Annotated in this window: 16 protein-coding genes; 9 read left to right on the top strand and 7 right to left on the bottom strand. The window is 63.3% G+C overall.

Translation table 11 applies throughout. The features are described from left to right. Positions 1-3: 3 nt before the first annotated feature. The 4 genes from ASD45_RS02080 to ASD45_RS02095 all read left to right on the top strand — a co-directional run bounded on the left by ASD45_RS02080 (position 4) and on the right by ASD45_RS02095 (position 3,615). On the top strand, positions 4-762 hold the full coding sequence (locus tag ASD45_RS02080; RefSeq protein WP_056909958.1) for a glycosyltransferase: 759 nt from the start codon (positions 4-6) through the stop codon (positions 760-762). After that, positions 759-2,660: an SDR family NAD(P)-dependent oxidoreductase gene (locus tag ASD45_RS02085; protein WP_056909959.1), complete on the top strand. Its 1,902-nt coding sequence runs from the start codon at positions 759-761 to the stop codon at positions 2,658-2,660. Before ASD45_RS02080 ends, ASD45_RS02085 begins: the two co-directional genes overlap by 4 nt. A 59-nt stretch (positions 2,661-2,719) precedes the next feature. Beyond that, on the top strand, positions 2,720-3,340 hold the full coding sequence (locus tag ASD45_RS02090; protein WP_056909960.1) for a UdgX family uracil-DNA binding protein: 621 nt from the start codon (positions 2,720-2,722) through the stop codon (positions 3,338-3,340). Between the two features lie 104 nt (positions 3,341-3,444). After that, complete coding sequence (locus ASD45_RS02095; RefSeq protein ID WP_156380675.1) at positions 3,445-3,615, top strand: hypothetical protein; 171 nt, start codon at positions 3,445-3,447, stop codon at positions 3,613-3,615. 65 nt (positions 3,616-3,680) lie between these two features. Here ASD45_RS02095 and ASD45_RS02100 read toward each other — a convergent pair whose 3' ends face one another. Next, entirely contained in the window at positions 3,681-4,889 is a 1,209-nt protein-coding gene (locus ASD45_RS02100; protein WP_056909962.1) for an EAL domain-containing response regulator, read from the bottom strand. 158 nt (positions 4,890-5,047) lie between these two features. Beyond that, positions 5,048-6,001, bottom strand: a complete 954-nt coding sequence (locus ASD45_RS02105; RefSeq protein ID WP_056909963.1) for a D-2-hydroxyacid dehydrogenase family protein — start codon at positions 5,999-6,001, stop codon at positions 5,048-5,050. Between the two features lie 626 nt (positions 6,002-6,627). Between ASD45_RS02105 and ettA the strand changes: the two genes are divergently transcribed. The 3 genes from ettA (at position 6,628) to ASD45_RS02125 (ending at position 9,849) form a co-directional block, all read left to right on the top strand. Beyond that, positions 6,628-8,283 (top strand): energy-dependent translational throttle protein EttA, encoded by a 1,656-nt coding sequence (gene ettA / locus ASD45_RS02115; RefSeq protein ID WP_056909965.1) that lies wholly within the window; start codon positions 6,628-6,630, stop codon positions 8,281-8,283. 50 nt (positions 8,284-8,333) lie between these two features. Further along, on the top strand, positions 8,334-9,086 hold the full coding sequence (locus ASD45_RS02120) for a DUF4239 domain-containing protein (protein WP_056909966.1): 753 nt from the start codon (positions 8,334-8,336) through the stop codon (positions 9,084-9,086). 124 nt (positions 9,087-9,210) lie between these two features. Next, positions 9,211-9,849, top strand: a complete 639-nt coding sequence (locus ASD45_RS02125) for an RraA family protein (RefSeq protein WP_056909967.1) — start codon at positions 9,211-9,213, stop codon at positions 9,847-9,849. Between the two features lie 43 nt (positions 9,850-9,892). Here the strand turns inward: ASD45_RS02125 and ASD45_RS02130 are convergent, their stop codons facing one another. Together ASD45_RS02130 and ASD45_RS02135 are read right to left on the bottom strand one after the other, a co-directional pair. Beyond that, positions 9,893-10,306, bottom strand: coding sequence for a cupin domain-containing protein (locus tag ASD45_RS02130; protein WP_056909968.1), 414 nt, complete (start codon positions 10,304-10,306; stop codon positions 9,893-9,895). A 20-nt stretch (positions 10,307-10,326) separates the two neighbouring features. After that, the gene (locus tag ASD45_RS02135; protein ID WP_156380676.1) at positions 10,327-10,581 is read right to left on the bottom strand and encodes a hypothetical protein; all 255 of its coding nucleotides are present in this window, start codon (positions 10,579-10,581) and stop codon (positions 10,327-10,329) included. A gap of 236 nt (positions 10,582-10,817) precedes the next feature. On the opposite strand from ASD45_RS02135, the gene ASD45_RS02140 reads away from it, so the two are divergent. Continuing rightward, the gene (locus ASD45_RS02140; protein WP_056909970.1) at positions 10,818-11,399 is read left to right on the top strand and encodes a TIGR00645 family protein; all 582 of its coding nucleotides are present in this window, start codon (positions 10,818-10,820) and stop codon (positions 11,397-11,399) included. Positions 11,400-11,477: 78 nt separating this feature from the next. On the opposite strand, the gene ASD45_RS02145 is transcribed toward ASD45_RS02140, so the two are convergent. Continuing rightward, complete coding sequence (locus ASD45_RS02145) at positions 11,478-12,044, bottom strand: NAD(P)H-dependent oxidoreductase (protein WP_056909971.1); 567 nt, start codon at positions 12,042-12,044, stop codon at positions 11,478-11,480. Positions 12,045-12,241: 197 nt separating this feature from the next. On the opposite strand from ASD45_RS02145, the gene ASD45_RS02150 reads away from it, so the two are divergent. Continuing rightward, entirely contained in the window at positions 12,242-13,477 is a 1,236-nt protein-coding gene (locus tag ASD45_RS02150; RefSeq protein ID WP_056912546.1) for a lytic murein transglycosylase, read from the top strand. A gap of 118 nt (positions 13,478-13,595) precedes the next feature. On the opposite strand, the gene ASD45_RS02155 is transcribed toward ASD45_RS02150, so the two are convergent. Together ASD45_RS02155 and ASD45_RS02160 are read right to left on the bottom strand one after the other, a co-directional pair. Continuing rightward, the gene (locus tag ASD45_RS02155) at positions 13,596-13,916 is read right to left on the bottom strand and encodes a hypothetical protein (RefSeq protein ID WP_056909972.1); all 321 of its coding nucleotides are present in this window, start codon (positions 13,914-13,916) and stop codon (positions 13,596-13,598) included. Between the two features lie 228 nt (positions 13,917-14,144). After that, positions 14,145-14,459, bottom strand: a complete 315-nt coding sequence (locus ASD45_RS02160) for a hypothetical protein (protein WP_200949715.1) — start codon at positions 14,457-14,459, stop codon at positions 14,145-14,147. Positions 14,460-14,478 lie beyond the last annotated feature (19 nt).

The following is a 14,478-nucleotide window of genomic DNA, read 5'->3' on the forward strand; positions in this document are numbered from 1 at the left end:
TTCATGAGCGCGCGGCTCGACATCGTCATCCCGGTCTACAACGAAGGGCCGAACATCCTGGCGACGCTCGGGTCGCTGCGTAACAACGTGCGCACGCCGATGCGCATCCTCATTTGTTACGACCAGCCCGACGACGACACGCTGGCCACGATCGACGCCAATCGCGCGACGCTGCAAGGCATGCACATTGAATATGTGCGCAATCCAGGACGCGGCGCCCACGGCGCGGTGATGGCGGGCTTTGCCGCCAGCACGGCCCCCTACGTCATCGTTCTGCCGGCCGACGACGACTTCAACGGCGGCATCATCGATGGCATGGTCGCCAAGGCGGAGCAGGGCGCCGATCTGGTCTGCGCCAGCCGTTTCATCCCGGGCGGCAGCATGGTCGGCTGCCCGTGGCTCAAGGCGACCTTGGTCCGCACCGCCGCTTTCACACTCTATCATGTGGCGCGGCTGCCGACGCACGACCCGACCAGCGGCTTCCGCCTGTTTTCCCGACGCGTCGTCGACGCCATCGCCATCGAATCCGACAGCGGATTCTGCTATTCGATCGAACTCCTGGTGAAGTGCCATCGCCTGGGCTGGCCGGTCGCCGAAGTGCCGGCGCAGTGGATCGAGCGCACCAAGGGCGCCAGCCGTTTCCGCGTGCTGCACTGGCTGCCGGCCTATCTACGTTGGTACCGTTACGCCTTCGCCACCACTTTCCTGCACCGTCCGGCCAAATCCGTGAAGCTGCGGCCGACCTGGAAGCCCGTGACATGACGAAACTGACGCCGCGCCAGTACCTGATCATGCTGCACGACGTGCTCGCGGCCGCGGCGGCGATCATTGCTACGCTCGTCATGCGCTTCGACACCGACGTCCTTGTCGAGAAGCTGCCCGGCCTTGAAGTGTTTCTGCCACTGTTCCTGATCTACGCCGCGGCGGTTTTCTTCTTCTTCAAGCTGCACCAGAGCAAGTGGCGCTTCACGTCCGTTCCCGATGTCTTCAACATCGTGCAGGCCTCGACAGTGCTCGCGGTATCGCTGGTCGCGCTCGATTACGTGCTGCTGTCGCCCAACGTCTACGGCGCGTTCTTCTTCGGCAAGATCACCATCGTGCTCTACTGGGTCCTCCAGATGTTCTTCCTGGGGGGCGGCCGGATTACCTATCGCTATCTGCATTACGCGCGCACCTTGCAGCGCGTGCGGGTGGCCGACGCAGCGCCGACCCTGATCCTCGGCCGCACGGCGGATGCCGAGGTTCTGATCCGCGCCATCGAAAGCGGGGCGGTCAGGAAGATCTGGCCCGTCGGCATCCTGTCGCCGTCGCAATCGGATCGTGGACAGACGATCCGCTCGATCCCGGTGCTGGGCGATCTGGACGATCTGGAACGGGTCGCCGGCGATCTCAAGTCGCGCGATACACATGTGACGCGCGTCATCATGGCGCCGTCGGCGATGACGCCCGATGCCAAACCGGAATCGATCCTGATCCGCGCGCGGCGGCTCGGTCTGGCGCTCAGTCAGATGCCGTCGCTCGACGGCGGCCCGGCCGTGCAGCTCTTGCCGGTGTCGGTCGAAGACCTTCTGCTGCGGCCGAGCGCGAAGATCGATTACCAGCGGCTCGAAGACTATGTGAAAGGCAAGTCGGTCGTGGTCACCGGCGGCGGCGGCTCAATCGGCTCCGAGATTTGCGAACGCGCTGTCGCCTTCGGCGCCGCGCGGCTTTTGATTCTCGAAAATTCAGAACCGGCGCTGCACGCGATCACCGAGCGGCTCAAGAGCGAGCAGGGCGAGGCGCAGATTTTCGATCGCATCGCCGATATTCGCGACCGGGCGCGGACCATGCGGCTGATTGCCGAGTTCAAGCCCGACATCGTGTTCCACGCCGCCGCGTTGAAGCACGTGCCGCTGCTGGAGCGCGACTGGGACGAAGGTGTGAAGACCAATGTGCTCGGCTCGGTCAATGTCGCCGATGCCGCCGCCGCGGCCGGCGCCTCAGCGATGGTGATGATCTCGACCGACAAGGCGATCGAGCCGGTGTCGGTGCTGGGCGCGACCAAGCGCATGGCGGAGATGTATTGCGACGCGCTCGACGTCGATCTGATGCGCCGCGCTGCCGACGGCGCGCGGCCGATGCGCCTGATTTCTGTGCGCTTCGGTAACGTGCTGGCGTCGAACGGTTCGGTGGTGCCGAAGTTCAAGGCGCAGATCGAGGCCGGCGGCCCGGTGACCGTGACGCATCCCGATATGGTGCGTTACTTCATGACCATCCGTGAGGCTTGCGATCTGGTGATTACGGCGGCGACGCACGCGCAAAGCGATGCGGAAAAGCGCGCCTCGGTCTACGTGCTCAACATGGGTCAGCCGGTGAAGATCGTCGATCTCGCCGAGCGCATCATCCGCCTGAGTGGCCTCGAACCGGGACGCGACATCCAGATCACCTATACCGGCATCCGCCCCGGCGAGCGCCTGCACGAAATCCTGTTCTCGCAGGAGGAAGAGATGGCGGAGATCGGCGTGCCCGGCATTGTCGCCGCAAAGCCGGTGCAGGCTTCCCTGGCGGAAGTCCGTGCTTGGCTCGCAACTTTGGAGCAGGCGCTGGGGCGCAATGAGCGTGAGGCGATCTACAATGTGCTGCGTCAGGCTGTGCCGGAGTTTCGCGGCGAAGCGGCCTGAGGCTGCGTCCGCTCTGGAACCGGCTGGCGGATGCACCGTTGGCGAGGCGGAGAGCATCCGTGGCCGTTCAGCAACCAACTGCCATCAAATCGTTGCGAGCCTTACGCGGCGCTGAGAATGCCTGCACGCGTTGCCCGCTATACAAGAATGCGACGCAGGCCGTCCCGGGCATTGGCGCGACGCAGGCAAGGATCATGCTGGTCGGCGAACAGCCTGGCGATCAGGAAGACATACAAGGCAAGCCCTTTGTCGGCCCTGCGGGGCGCGTGCTCGACGAAGCGCTGGAGGCGGCCGGCCTGTCGCGCGGTGATTGCTTCATCACCAATGCGGTCAAACACTTCAAGTTCGAGCAGCGCGGCAAGCGGCGGCTGCACAAGCGTCCAGGCGCCTACGAGATCGATCGCTGTCACATCTGGCTCGACAGCGAAATCGCGCTGGTAACGCCTGCGCTGATCGTTGCGATGGGCGCCACGGCGGTGCGGAGCGTCTGTGGCAAGCCGATGACGATCGGAAAGATCCGCGGCCACGCCATCGCGTTGCCTGACAATCGCCGGATGCTCGCCACCGTGCACCCGTCCTATATCCTGCGCATTCGCGACCAAGATGACCGGCACGCGCAGTTTCGCAAGTTTGTCACCGATCTGAAGGCCGGCATCCGGTTCCTCAAAAAGCCCGCTTAAACCGCTCATTTTGCCGCGGGAACCGGAACCGGCCGCGGCTAGTTAGTTCATCGGGAATTGCCGCAACCCTGTAGGCCGCTCCGGCCATGCAGATGGAGGATTTGATGACCGATAAACCAAAGAACCATGCCGATAAGGAACGCCGCCGCATCGAGAAGGAAGAAGACTCCGTCGTCGTCAATTCTGATGAAAGCTTTCCGGCGAGCGACCCGCCGTCGTTTAATCCAGGCACCACCAGCGCCAACGATGTCAAGGAACTGAAGAAGAAGCGCTAACCGGTTTATTTATCTATCCTGCGCCCGCGCCGGAAACCGGCGCGGGCTTTTTTATTGTCGAGCGCTCAGGGAATCTTCAGCGGTTCGCGCAGCGCGCGGCGTGCGAATTTGCGCGCCTCGGCTGGCTTACCGAAAAAGTAGCCTTGAACCAGATCGAAGCCGAGCTCGCGCGCCATGATGAAATCGGCGCGGGTCTCGACGCCTTCGGCAACAGTGCGCGCACCCAATGTATCGGCGAAATCGACGATACTGCGGCAGGTTGCCTGCTTGAGGCGGTCGTCGGCGAAACCCGTGATGAAGCTGCGATCCACCTTGATTTCGACGAACGGGCAGTCGCCGATTTCCATCAGCACCGGCCAGTCGGCTCCGACATCGTCAACCGACACACCGATATTGATAAAGCGTAGCTGCCGGGCCGCAGATTTGGCGAGTTCCGGATTGGCGGCAAGCTCGCTGCCGTTGATCTCGACGATCATGCCCTTGAACGCCGGATGCGCAGGCAGATGGCGCGCCAAGGCTTCGACTGCTGCCGGCTCATTGAAGAATGTGAGCGGCAGATTGACGGCGATTTCAACATGGCCGAAATCGGGGACGAATGAATGCCAGTCGGTCATGGCCGTGGTGAGCACGAAATTCGACAGCTCGGTGAAGTGCGGATCGTCGGCGTCCGGAAGGAACTGCGCCGGCGGCATGATGCCCCAGCTTGGATGTCGCAGACGGATCAGGCCTTCCGTACCGTCGATGGTGAGCGAGCGGATATTGACCTTCGGCTGATACCAGAGCTCAAGCCAGCCGGCACGCAGCGCCTGCGCGGGGTCGATCGCCGGTGAAGGCACCGGCTCCTGCGGAACCAGGAAGCTCACGGCCTGGCGCAGGACGCCATCGCTGAACGGTGTCGGCAGCAACGGCAGCATCGACAGGCCGATGGCCTCGCCGAGATCGAGCAAGGCATCGACCATCGGCATGCCGGGCTGAGCAAAAACCAGAACGTGGCCGTCGAAGCCGAGCTCGCGCAAGGTCTGCAGCGCCACGCCTCCGGCAACGCCGCCCTCCGACAGGCCGAGCATGACCATGTCAATCTTCCGTCCGGTGATTAGGTCGGCGAGATGGTCGGTGTTGCTGTCATCGGTGACGAAACCAATATCTTCCAGCGCCTCCCGGACAAACTCGCGCACGTGCGGCTTGCCGTCGATGATGAGGGCAGACGGCTTGATGCGGCGTCGCCCAAATCTTTCGGCGGGTCCTGCGTTCCACTGCGATTGTTCGATCAACATGCTGGCATACTCCCTTCGTAAACGGGAGCTAACCTAAGCGCAGCATGATCACCATGAAACCCATGTGCATTACTCATGCACGGGCAAAGATATCTTTATCACTAACCTCTCGGATAAGCATAAAGTTTGAATTTCACTGTCGCTTAATGTGACGAATTTCAGGTAATGACGCGCACGGCTTTGCCGTCGATAAAGGCGCGAATGTTTTCGACAATGTCGCGGAAGAAACGGCGGTACGTTTGCTCGCTGACGTAGCCGAGATGCGGCGTAATGACGACGTTGTCGAGCCGGCGGTAGGGGTGATCGAGCGGCAGCGGCTCGATCTCGAAGACATCGAGCCCGGCGCCGGCGATGCGCTGCTCGTCGAGCGCCTTCAGCAGCGCCGATTGGTCGACGATCGGCGCCCGCGCGGTGTTGATGAGGTATGCCGTCTTCTTCATGCGGCTAAGATCGTCGGCGCCGACGAGGCCGCGCGAGCGGTCGCTCAGCACGACATGAATGGTAACGATGTCCGCCTTGGCGAACACCTCCTCGCGTGTCGCATAGGTGGCGCCGCCTTCGGCCGCCTTTTCCGGTGTCAGGTTCGGGCTCCAGGCGATGACGTTCATGCCGAAGGCCTTGCCGACCGCGGCGACGCGCCCGCCGAGCTTGCCGAGACCGACGATGCCGAGGGTGAGCCCCTCGAGGTCGAGGCCGATCGTGGTCTGCCACGGCGCGCCGGCCTTGAGCCGCGCGTTCTCGAAGCCGATCCGGCGGGTCAGTTCCAGGATGAGGCCGAAGACGATGCCGACGGTCGGGTTACCGACCGTCCCGGTGCCGCAGACCGTGATGCCGCGTTCGGCCGCGGCCTTCAGGTCGAAGGAATTGTTCCGCGCGCCGGTGGTGATGAGCAGCTTGAGGTCCGGCAACGCCTCGATTACGGCGCGCGGGAAGGGCGTGCGCTCGCGCATGCCGGCGACAATGGCGAAGCCCTGCAGCTTCTCGATGGCCTCGGCCTGGTCCCTGAACGGCTCGTTGAGGACCGTGACCTCGACATCCTGAGCGATCGGCGACCAGTCGGCGTATTTCAGCGCGACGCCCTGGTAATCGTCGAGAATGGCGGCCCGAAGCATGTGCGTTTTCCTTCCCAAGAACCGGACTTCGCCGGTCGGCGCACCTTAAGGGGGGAGCCGGGAAAGGAAAGGGTATCGGCGTGCGGATCAGTTCTGCGCCGGACCGCGTTTGGCGGCGCAGGCCGGTCCGGGGCCGCGCATATAATGACGTTCGGGGCGGTAGGTATCGAACATCAGGCGGGTCAGCCGTCGGCAGAAGTCGCCGACGGAAGCGCCGAGCGAGGCGAAGGGGCGGTTTAGGAAGCCCGCCGCGGAACCGGATATGGCCAGGATTGCCCGACCCATGACACGCCTACCTCAAAACGGAACGGGCACCGTTGCCCGCCCACCTTGGTCGCCTGTGCGGTCGCCAAGGTTCATCCCGCATCATCCTGACGTCCAGCCGTTAAAGCCGGGTTGGTAAATGCCGGTGCCGCAAAGAAATTCGGACCGATTTCGCGCTAGCCTTTCCAGACTTTTACCGGCCCCGGCGCCGGCCGGCGCGCAACCGGCGGCTTGCCCTGAAGGGTTCCGATCGTTACATCCAGCTCAGATTTTCCCGACATTGGGGTTGGCTGCGTGCTCGCGCGCCTTTGCGATCTGCGCGCCGCGGCCATTCCGGCCGGTATTGAGGGGTTTTTGACGTCATGAACGGACGCCAGTTCATCTACCATATGCAGGGCCTGACCAAGGCCTATCCAGCCGGCAAGAAGGTGCTGGATAACGTCCACCTGTCCTTCTACCCGGACGCCAAGATCGGCGTGCTCGGCGTCAACGGTTCGGGCAAGTCGACACTCCTGCGGATCATGGCCGGCATCGACACCGAGTACTCCGGCGACGGCTGGGTCGCCGAAGGCGCCCGCGTCGGCTATCTCGAACAGGAGCCGCAGCTCGACGGCTCGAAGTCGGTCCGCGACAACGTCATGGAAGGCGTCGCCGCCAAGAAAGCGATCCTCGACCGCTACAACGAACTGGCCGTCAATTACTCGGACGAGACCGCCGACGAGATGGCGAAGCTCCAGGACGAGATCGACGCCAAGAACCTCTGGGATCTCGACAGCCAAGTCGATCAGGCGATGGACGCGCTGCGTTGCCCGCCGGACGATGCCGACATCTCCAAGCTGTCGGGCGGCGAGAAGCGCCGCGTCGCGCTGTGCAAGCTGCTGCTCGACCAGCCCGACCTGCTGCTGCTCGACGAACCGACCAACCATCTCGACGCCGAAAGCGTGAACTGGCTCGAAGGCCACCTGCGCAATTATCCGGGCGCGATCCTGATCGTGACCCATGACCGCTACTTCCTCGACAACGTTACCGGCTGGATCCTCGAACTGGATCATGGCCGCGGCATTCCCTACGAGGGCAACTACACCTCGTGGCTGGCGCAGAAGCAGAAGCGCATGGAGCAGGAGGGCCGCGAGGACGAAGCGCGCCGCCGGACGCTGGAGCGCGAAAGCGAGTGGGTGTCGTCCTCGCCCAAGGCGCGACAGGCCAAGTCCAAGGCGCGCTACCAGCGCTACGAGGAACTGCTCAAGATCGCCAATGCCAAGACCAATACCGTGGCGCAGATCACCATCCCGGTGGCCGAGCGCCTCGGACAGAACGTCGTCGACTTCGAGAACATGTCGAAAGGTTTCGGCGACAACCTGCTGATCGAGGATCTGACCTTCAAGTTGCCGCCCGGCGGCATCGTCGGCGTCATCGGTCCGAACGGCGCCGGCAAGACCACCTTGTTCAGGATGATCACGGGCCAGGAAAAGCCCGACAAGGGCACGATCAAGATCGGCGAGTCGGTGCAGCTCGGCTATGTCGATCAGTCACGCGATGCGCTCGATCCGAAGAAGACGATCTGGGAAGAGATCTCGAACGGCCAGGACATCATCCTGGTCGGCAAGAAGGAAGTGCCGAGCCGCGCCTACGTCTCGCTGTTCAATTTCAAGGGCGCCGATCAGCAGAAGAAGGTCGGCACGCTATCGGGCGGCGAGCGCAATCGCGTGCATCTGGCCAAGATGCTCAAGTCTGGCGCCAACCTGCTGCTGCTCGACGAGCCGACGAACGACCTCGACGTCGATACTCTGCGCGCGCTCGAAGAGGCGCTGGAGGATTTCGCCGGCTGCGCCGTGATCATCAGCCATGATCGCTGGTTCCTCGATCGTATCGCGACGCACATTCTCGCTTTCGAAGGCGACAGCCATGTCGAATGGTTCGAGGGCAACTTCCAGGATTACGAGAAGGACAAGATGCGCCGTCTCGGCACCGACAGCATCATCCCGCATCGGTTGAAGTACAAGAAGTTCAGCCGCTAGTGTTTCTAATTCGGGCGCGTTAGAGTTCCGCCGGCGGCGGAGCTTTGACTATGCAGGAAACTGTCATTTCGCTCCTGGTGGGCGCGGCGTTGATCGGTGCCGCGCTCGGCAGCGCGGCGCTGTACAATCGAGTCCCCGAACGGCATCGACGGGCCGAGGCCGAAGAGATCGTTCGCCTGATCGCCAACATTTTCGTTGTTCTGGCCTCGCTGGCGCTCGGGTTGATGACCAATTCGGCCCGCACCGCCTTCGACAGCGTGGACAAGGCCGTTCACGCCTATGCCACTCAACTCATCCTGCTGGATCGCGCCATGCGGCACTACGGCCCCGAGACAGCCGAGGCGCGTCGGCATCTGCGGGAATACGTGGCGCAGGCGGCGCGCCGCATGGCGCAAAGCGATCCGGTGCTCGGCAGCCGTCCGGCCGAAGCCTTGCTCAACGATGTGGGCGAGGGGTTGCGTACATTGTCTCCCGGCGATCCCGAGCATGTGGCCCTGAAGGCGCGGGCTGAACAGCGCTTCGAAACAATCTATGAGATGCGCTGGGCGCTGGTCGAGCAGTCTGAGGGGACCATTCCCATGGCACTGATCGTGCTGATGGCGGCCTGGTTCATCGTGGTGTTTGCCAGCTATGGCTACCGCGCGCCGAATAACCCGGTGATGACAGCAAGTTTTGTGGTGTCGGCGGTGCTCATCGCCGGTACGGTCTATCTCACACTGGATATGGACGTGCCGTTCGACGGCACGATCCAGGTGTCACCGATGCCCCTCGAGCGCGCGCTTGCCGAGATGACGAAGGCATGACGTCCGGTCTTTCGCGGCGCAGCACCGGAATTGCAGGGCGCCGCGGTTTTTCGGGTCGCAGCCAACGGCCGCAAAATGTAGAGTGACGTCGCAGTCAATCCTGTGAAGTCGAGGGAATCTCCGCATGAATGTCACGACCGCGATGCCGGCCGTTCCCAGGCCGGCGCCCGAATTGATCGAGGCGTTTCGGGGCGCATCGACATCCATCATCAGCGACAATCTGGCTCGCCTGCCGGGCGCCGTCGGGCTGCGGCCTTTCCACAAAGGCGGCCCGCTGGTCGGCGTCGCCGTCACCGTGCGTACGCGGCCGGGCGACAACCTCGCTATCCATATGGCGCTCGAGCTGGTCGGGCCGGGCGATGTCATCGTCGTCGATGGCGGCGGTGACGAGAGCCGTGCGCTCATCGGCGAGATCATGCTCAACATCGCCAAGTATCGCGGTGCGGCGGGCTACGTCATTGATGGCGCCGTGCGTGACGCCGGCGCGCTGGCCGAGTCCGATTTCCCGATCTACGCGCGTGCCGCGATCCACCGCGGCCCCTATAAGAGCGGCCCGGGTGAAATCAATGTGCCCGTCTCGATCGGCGGCTCGGTGATCACGCCGGGCGATATCGTGGTCGGCGACGAGGACGGCGTCGTGGCGTTTCCGCAGGCCATCGCGCCATCGCTGCTCGAAGCGGTCCGCGCTCAGATCAAGCGTGAGGCCGATATCCTTCTTTCTATCCGCGAAGGCCGCTATCAGGGCAGCTACGGAAAATCGTGAGCGCGTCAGAGCCGGGGGCGCCGAACGAACCGCCGGACGGCCGCTACCCCTTGGCTTCAGTCTTCGCGGCGTACTGCTGATCCGTGACTTTCTCCATCCAGGTCACTGTGTTGCCGTCGAGCGCCTCCTGAATGGCGATGTGGCTCATGGCGGCGGTCGCGGTGGCGCCATGCCAGTGCTTTTCATCCGGCGGAAACCAGACCACGTCGCCCGGGCGGATCTCTTCGATCGGACCACCCTCGCGCTGGGCCCAGCCGAGGCCCGAGGTGACGATCAGCGTCTGGCCAAGCGGATGGGTGTGCCACGCGGTGCGGGCGCCCGGCTCGAAGGTGACATGGGCGCCGCGCACCCGCGCCGGCACCGCGGCTTCGAGCAACGGATCGATCCGGACGCTGCCGGTAAAATAGTCCGTGGGGCCCTTGCCGGATGGCCGCGAGCCGCTCCGCTTGATGTCCATTCGATGGATCCTTTCGTCGTTCAGTCGGTCTTGTGCGCGCGGCGCGCAACGCGCTTTGGTTTTGCCGCTGCGGCTTTCTCTTCTTTCTTGTCATCGAAAACCCGCGACAGGCCGCAGGTCATAGCCTCTTTCTGTGTCAGTTCCCGCTTCTCGGTGGCCGCGACATAGATCGCGGCGCCAAAGATCCCCAGGACGCAAACCTGCGCCGAGGCCGTCGCCGTCATGGCAATAAGGCCAAAGGCCGCAAGCGCGGCCCGCAAAAGTGTCCGTTTCATCGTCGCCCCCCATAGTCTCAGCCGACGTAACAGTTTCACCATTCAAAGCGGGTTGGAAGGGGCTTGCGGCGTGACCGGACGGCGTGGCGCTGGTGCAATTTTATGACGAAGGCGCGCGGCGTCTTGGCGCAGGGTGGTGCAGCGTCTCCGTCCTTGCCCACAGCCGAATCGCCTATAAATCCTGCGCTCGCCAGCCGACGGCGTCCCGCCGCACGGCCACCAAAGGTTATCCCGCCATGTCGATGTCAGCCGACGTCCCCACCCCGCCCCCGGAGCTCGCCGGCCGACTCCGGCCGCTGCCGCAGCTCATCTTTTCGTCGCGCTGGCTGCAATTGCCGCTCTATCTCGGCCTGATCGTGGCGCAGGGCGTCTATGTCATTCTGTTTCTGAAGGAGCTCTGGCACCTCGTACTTGGCGCCATGAGTTTTACCGAGCAGGAGATCATGCTGGTGGTGCTCGGTTTGATCGACGTGGTCATGATCTCGAATCTGCTGATCATGGTCATCGTCGGCGGCTACGAGACCTTCGTGTCCCGCCTCGAGCTTGAACGGCACCCGGACCAGCCGGAGTGGCTCAGCCACGTCAATGCCAGCGTGCTGAAGATCAAGCTGGCGATGGCGATCATCGGCATTTCGTCGATCCACCTGCTGCGTACTTTTATCTATGCGGGGCAGCTCGGGCAGTCGGGCTCGTCGCTGACCGAAACCGGCGTGATGTGGCAGGCGATCATTCACGCGCTGTTCGTGTTCTCGGCGGTCGGCATCGCCTATGTCGAGAAGATCGGCCAGACACCGGACACCAAGGGCGCTCATCACTGAGTCTGGCCGTGGCTAAGCCAATAAAACGCCCGCTCGCAACCGCGAGCGGGCGTTTTGTTTTGAGGATGAGAGCGCAGTCTATTTCTGACGCAACGACGCCAAGGCCGACGACCACTTTGCCAGTTCGTCGACCATGTTCTTGACGCTCAGATCGATCAGCTCGTTCGACTTGAACACGCCATGCTCGATCTGCTTGCCGGCAAACGGGAGCGGCACGCCCTCGGGCAACGGCATCATCTTAAGGGCGGTCAGCATGAGCTTGAGTGCCTGGGCCGATCGCAGGCCGCCCGAGACGCCGCCATAGCTGACGAGGCCGGCCGCCTTGTAGTGCCATTCCTTGGAAAGGTAGGTGAGGGCATTGATCAGCGAAGCCGGCGGGAAATAGTCGTATTCCGGCGTCACAAAGACGTAGGCATCGGCGGCGTCCACGATCTTCGACCACTTCTTGGTGTGTTCGTGCTGGTAGTCCTGCATGAGGGGATGTTTCGGTTCGTCGAAGACCGGCAGATTGATCTCGGCGAGGTCGACCAGCGTCGGCGCGAAGCGCGCGTCCTTGACAACGGTTTCGTTGAACCACTGCGCGATGGGCAGGCCGATGCGGCCGGGACGGGTTGAGCCGACGATGATGCTGAGTTTGATAGCCACAAGACACCTGTGAGACGATGAGGGGACAGGTGCTGACTAAACGTCGCCGACGATGCCGTTCAAGGCACAAGATTGATACCGGTCAAACTTAGAGCGAAGTGGTGTGCGCAGAAGGCGGCGGCGTTAATGTCGAATTTACCGGCCACCATCCGTTCTCCGATTCGCGGATGTTCCTCGAACGTTCGAAAGTATCCCCGATGCTGTGTCGGCTTCGCCAGTGCAAACCACATCTAGCGGCTTTGGCGCTGGCCCTTGCGTTCGCGCTGCCGAATCGGGCCTTCGCCGATTCGGCGTTTGAGCGTTTTCTCGAAACAATGTGGCCGCGCGCGCAAAATTTAGGCGTGACAAGGCCGGTGTTCGACGCGGCGATCAAAGGGCTGACGCCGGATCTGTCGCTGCCCGATCTCGAAATCGCCGGCCAGCCGGAAAAGCCGCCGCCGGGGCAGCCTGAGTTTGTGCAGACGCCCTCGCAATACTTGCGCGAGAAGAGCTTCGATCGGCTGGCGGCGCGCGGTCAGCAGTTGCAGGCGCAATATCGCGACACCCTCGACCGCATTGAAAAGGAGATCGGCGTCCCCGGCAATGTCGTGCTGGCGATCTGGGCCCGGGAAACCGATTACGGCTCCTACAAGCTGCCGCATGATGGCATTCGCGTGCTGGCCACGCAGGCCTACACCGGCCGGCGCAAGGCCATGTACCAGAACGAATTCGCCTATGCGCTGAAGATGTTGCAGGACGGCGTGCCGCGCTCGGACATGCGCTCGTCCTGGGGCGGCGCGCTCGGCCTCACACAATTCCTGCCGTCGGATTACTATCGCTATGCCGTCGATTTCGACCGTAACGGCCGTGTCGACATCTTCCATTCGGTGCCGGACGCGCTGGCCTCGGCGGCCAAACAGCTGGCCGGCCGCGGCTGGCAGCGCGGCGAACGCTGGGCTTATGAAGTACGCGCGCCCGAGAATGGCGATTGCTCGATGGGTGTGCCCGAGGTGAAAGCGCCGATCGGCGAGTGGGTGCGGCGTGGCTACCTCCTCATTCCGCCACGCAAGATGACACAAGAGGCGCTGGCGACGCCGGCATCGCTGTTGCAGCCGGAGGGCTCGTATGGGCCGTCATTCCTGACATCGAAGAATTACTTCGTCATCAAGGACTACAATTTCTCGGACCTTTATGTGTTGTTCGTCGGCCATCTGTCCGACCGCATTGCCGGCGCCAAATCGTTCGTCACACCATGGAGCAAGAGCGAGCAGCTCAAGACCAAAGAGGTCGAGGCGATGCAGCAGCGGCTGACCGATCTGGGATTTTACAAAGACAAGATCGACGGCAAGGCCGGCATGCTGACGCGGGCTGCGGTCGGGCACTATCAGAAGCGGAACGGCCTGAAGGTGGACTGCTGGCCAACCTCGGCGGTGCTGCGCCACATGCAGCGCTGAAGAACGCCGAAGGAAAACCTCGAAGGGGGCGGCCGGAGGTTCAGGGCCGCCGCCCTTCCTTCGAGGATCGTCTTTACCGGCATCCGGGATGGTGACACCGGACGCCAGCCATTTTCATTTAGTCGCAAACTTCGACGCGACGATGGCGCCAGCCATAACCGTCCCAGAAACGTTGGCGCTCGATGTGGCAGGCCGGGCCTTCGTAATACTCGCGTTCCGGTTCCACATAGACGGGGGCCGGGGCCGGACCGTAATAGGCCGGCGGGGGAACCTCGTAGGCGCGCGGACCGGCGATGGCCGAGCCGATGATCGCGCCGGCGGCGAGACCGCCGACGACGCCGGCGGCGACGCCGCAGCCGTGGCAGCGGGCATCGGCGGTGGTCGGCAGCGCGGCGACCGACAAAGCCGCCGCGGTCAGAGCGATGACCTTGAAGTTCATGGAACTCATCCTTTCAGGCCGAAGCCTTATTCACAGAAACTGGGCGGAGTGTGCCCCGGGTTGGTTACGCGAGCCTTAAGGGCGACAAAGCGTCAGCCTCGCAATCGGTGGATACTGGATACGTCGCCATCGGAGTTGCGGCTGTGACCCAAATCACAAATCTGGGCGATAAAAAGCCCGGTTCCACATCGGGACCGGGCTTTCCATTATTCGAAGGCGATGGAGGGTCTAGTTACAGACCCGAACGCGGCGCAGACGCCAGCCATAGCCGTCCCAGATCCGCTCGCGGCGCCACCAGCAGTGCGGGCCGTAGTAAACCGGGCCTGGGCCATAGTAGGCCGGGCCGGGGCCGTAGGCGTAAGCCGGGCCGCCGTAGTAGCCGTAGCCGTTCGACGCGATGCCGCCGATGATGGCGCCGGCGGCGAGGCCGCCGATGATACCAGCGGCGATGCGACCGCCGCGGGCCTCAGCCGGCTGCGGCGCCGCAACCACGGCGAGGGTGAGAGTTGCGGCAGCGGCGAGCGCTGTCAGGGTCTTTCCGATACGGGTCATCGCGCACCTC

The sequence above is a fragment of the Pseudolabrys sp. Root1462 genome (assembly GCF_001426945.1).
In the GTDB taxonomy this organism is placed as follows: domain Bacteria; phylum Pseudomonadota; class Alphaproteobacteria; order Rhizobiales; family Xanthobacteraceae; genus Pseudolabrys.

Bases quoted from the DNA above. Each gene is read 5' to 3' on its own strand.
- ASD45_RS02080 (WP_056909958.1), top strand. From the start codon at position 4: ATGAGCGCGCGGCTCGACATCGTCATCCCGGTCTACAACGAAGGGCCG.
- ASD45_RS02085 (WP_056909959.1), top strand. From the start codon at position 759: ATGACGAAACTGACGCCGCGCCAGTACCTGATCATGCTGCACGACGTG.
- ASD45_RS02095 (WP_156380675.1), top strand. From the start codon at position 3,445: ATGACCGATAAACCAAAGAACCATGCCGATAAGGAACGCCGCCGCATC.
- ASD45_RS02100 (WP_056909962.1), bottom strand. From the start codon at position 4,889: ATGTTGATCGAACAATCGCAGTGGAACGCAGGACCCGCCGAAAGATTT.
- ASD45_RS02105 (WP_056909963.1), bottom strand. From the start codon at position 6,001: ATGCTTCGGGCCGCCATTCTCGACGATTACCAGGGCGTCGCGCTGAAA.
- ettA (WP_056909965.1), top strand. From the start codon at position 6,628: ATGAACGGACGCCAGTTCATCTACCATATGCAGGGCCTGACCAAGGCC.
- ASD45_RS02120 (WP_056909966.1), top strand. From the start codon at position 8,334: ATGCAGGAAACTGTCATTTCGCTCCTGGTGGGCGCGGCGTTGATCGGT.
- ASD45_RS02125 (WP_056909967.1), top strand. From the start codon at position 9,211: ATGAATGTCACGACCGCGATGCCGGCCGTTCCCAGGCCGGCGCCCGAA.
- ASD45_RS02130 (WP_056909968.1), bottom strand. From the start codon at position 10,306: ATGGACATCAAGCGGAGCGGCTCGCGGCCATCCGGCAAGGGCCCCACG.
- ASD45_RS02135 (WP_156380676.1), bottom strand. From the start codon at position 10,581: ATGAAACGGACACTTTTGCGGGCCGCGCTTGCGGCCTTTGGCCTTATT.
- ASD45_RS02140 (WP_056909970.1), top strand. From the start codon at position 10,818: ATGTCGATGTCAGCCGACGTCCCCACCCCGCCCCCGGAGCTCGCCGGC.
- ASD45_RS02150 (WP_056912546.1), top strand. From the start codon at position 12,242: ATGCTGTGTCGGCTTCGCCAGTGCAAACCACATCTAGCGGCTTTGGCG.
- ASD45_RS02155 (WP_056909972.1), bottom strand. From the start codon at position 13,916: ATGAACTTCAAGGTCATCGCTCTGACCGCGGCGGCTTTGTCGGTCGCC.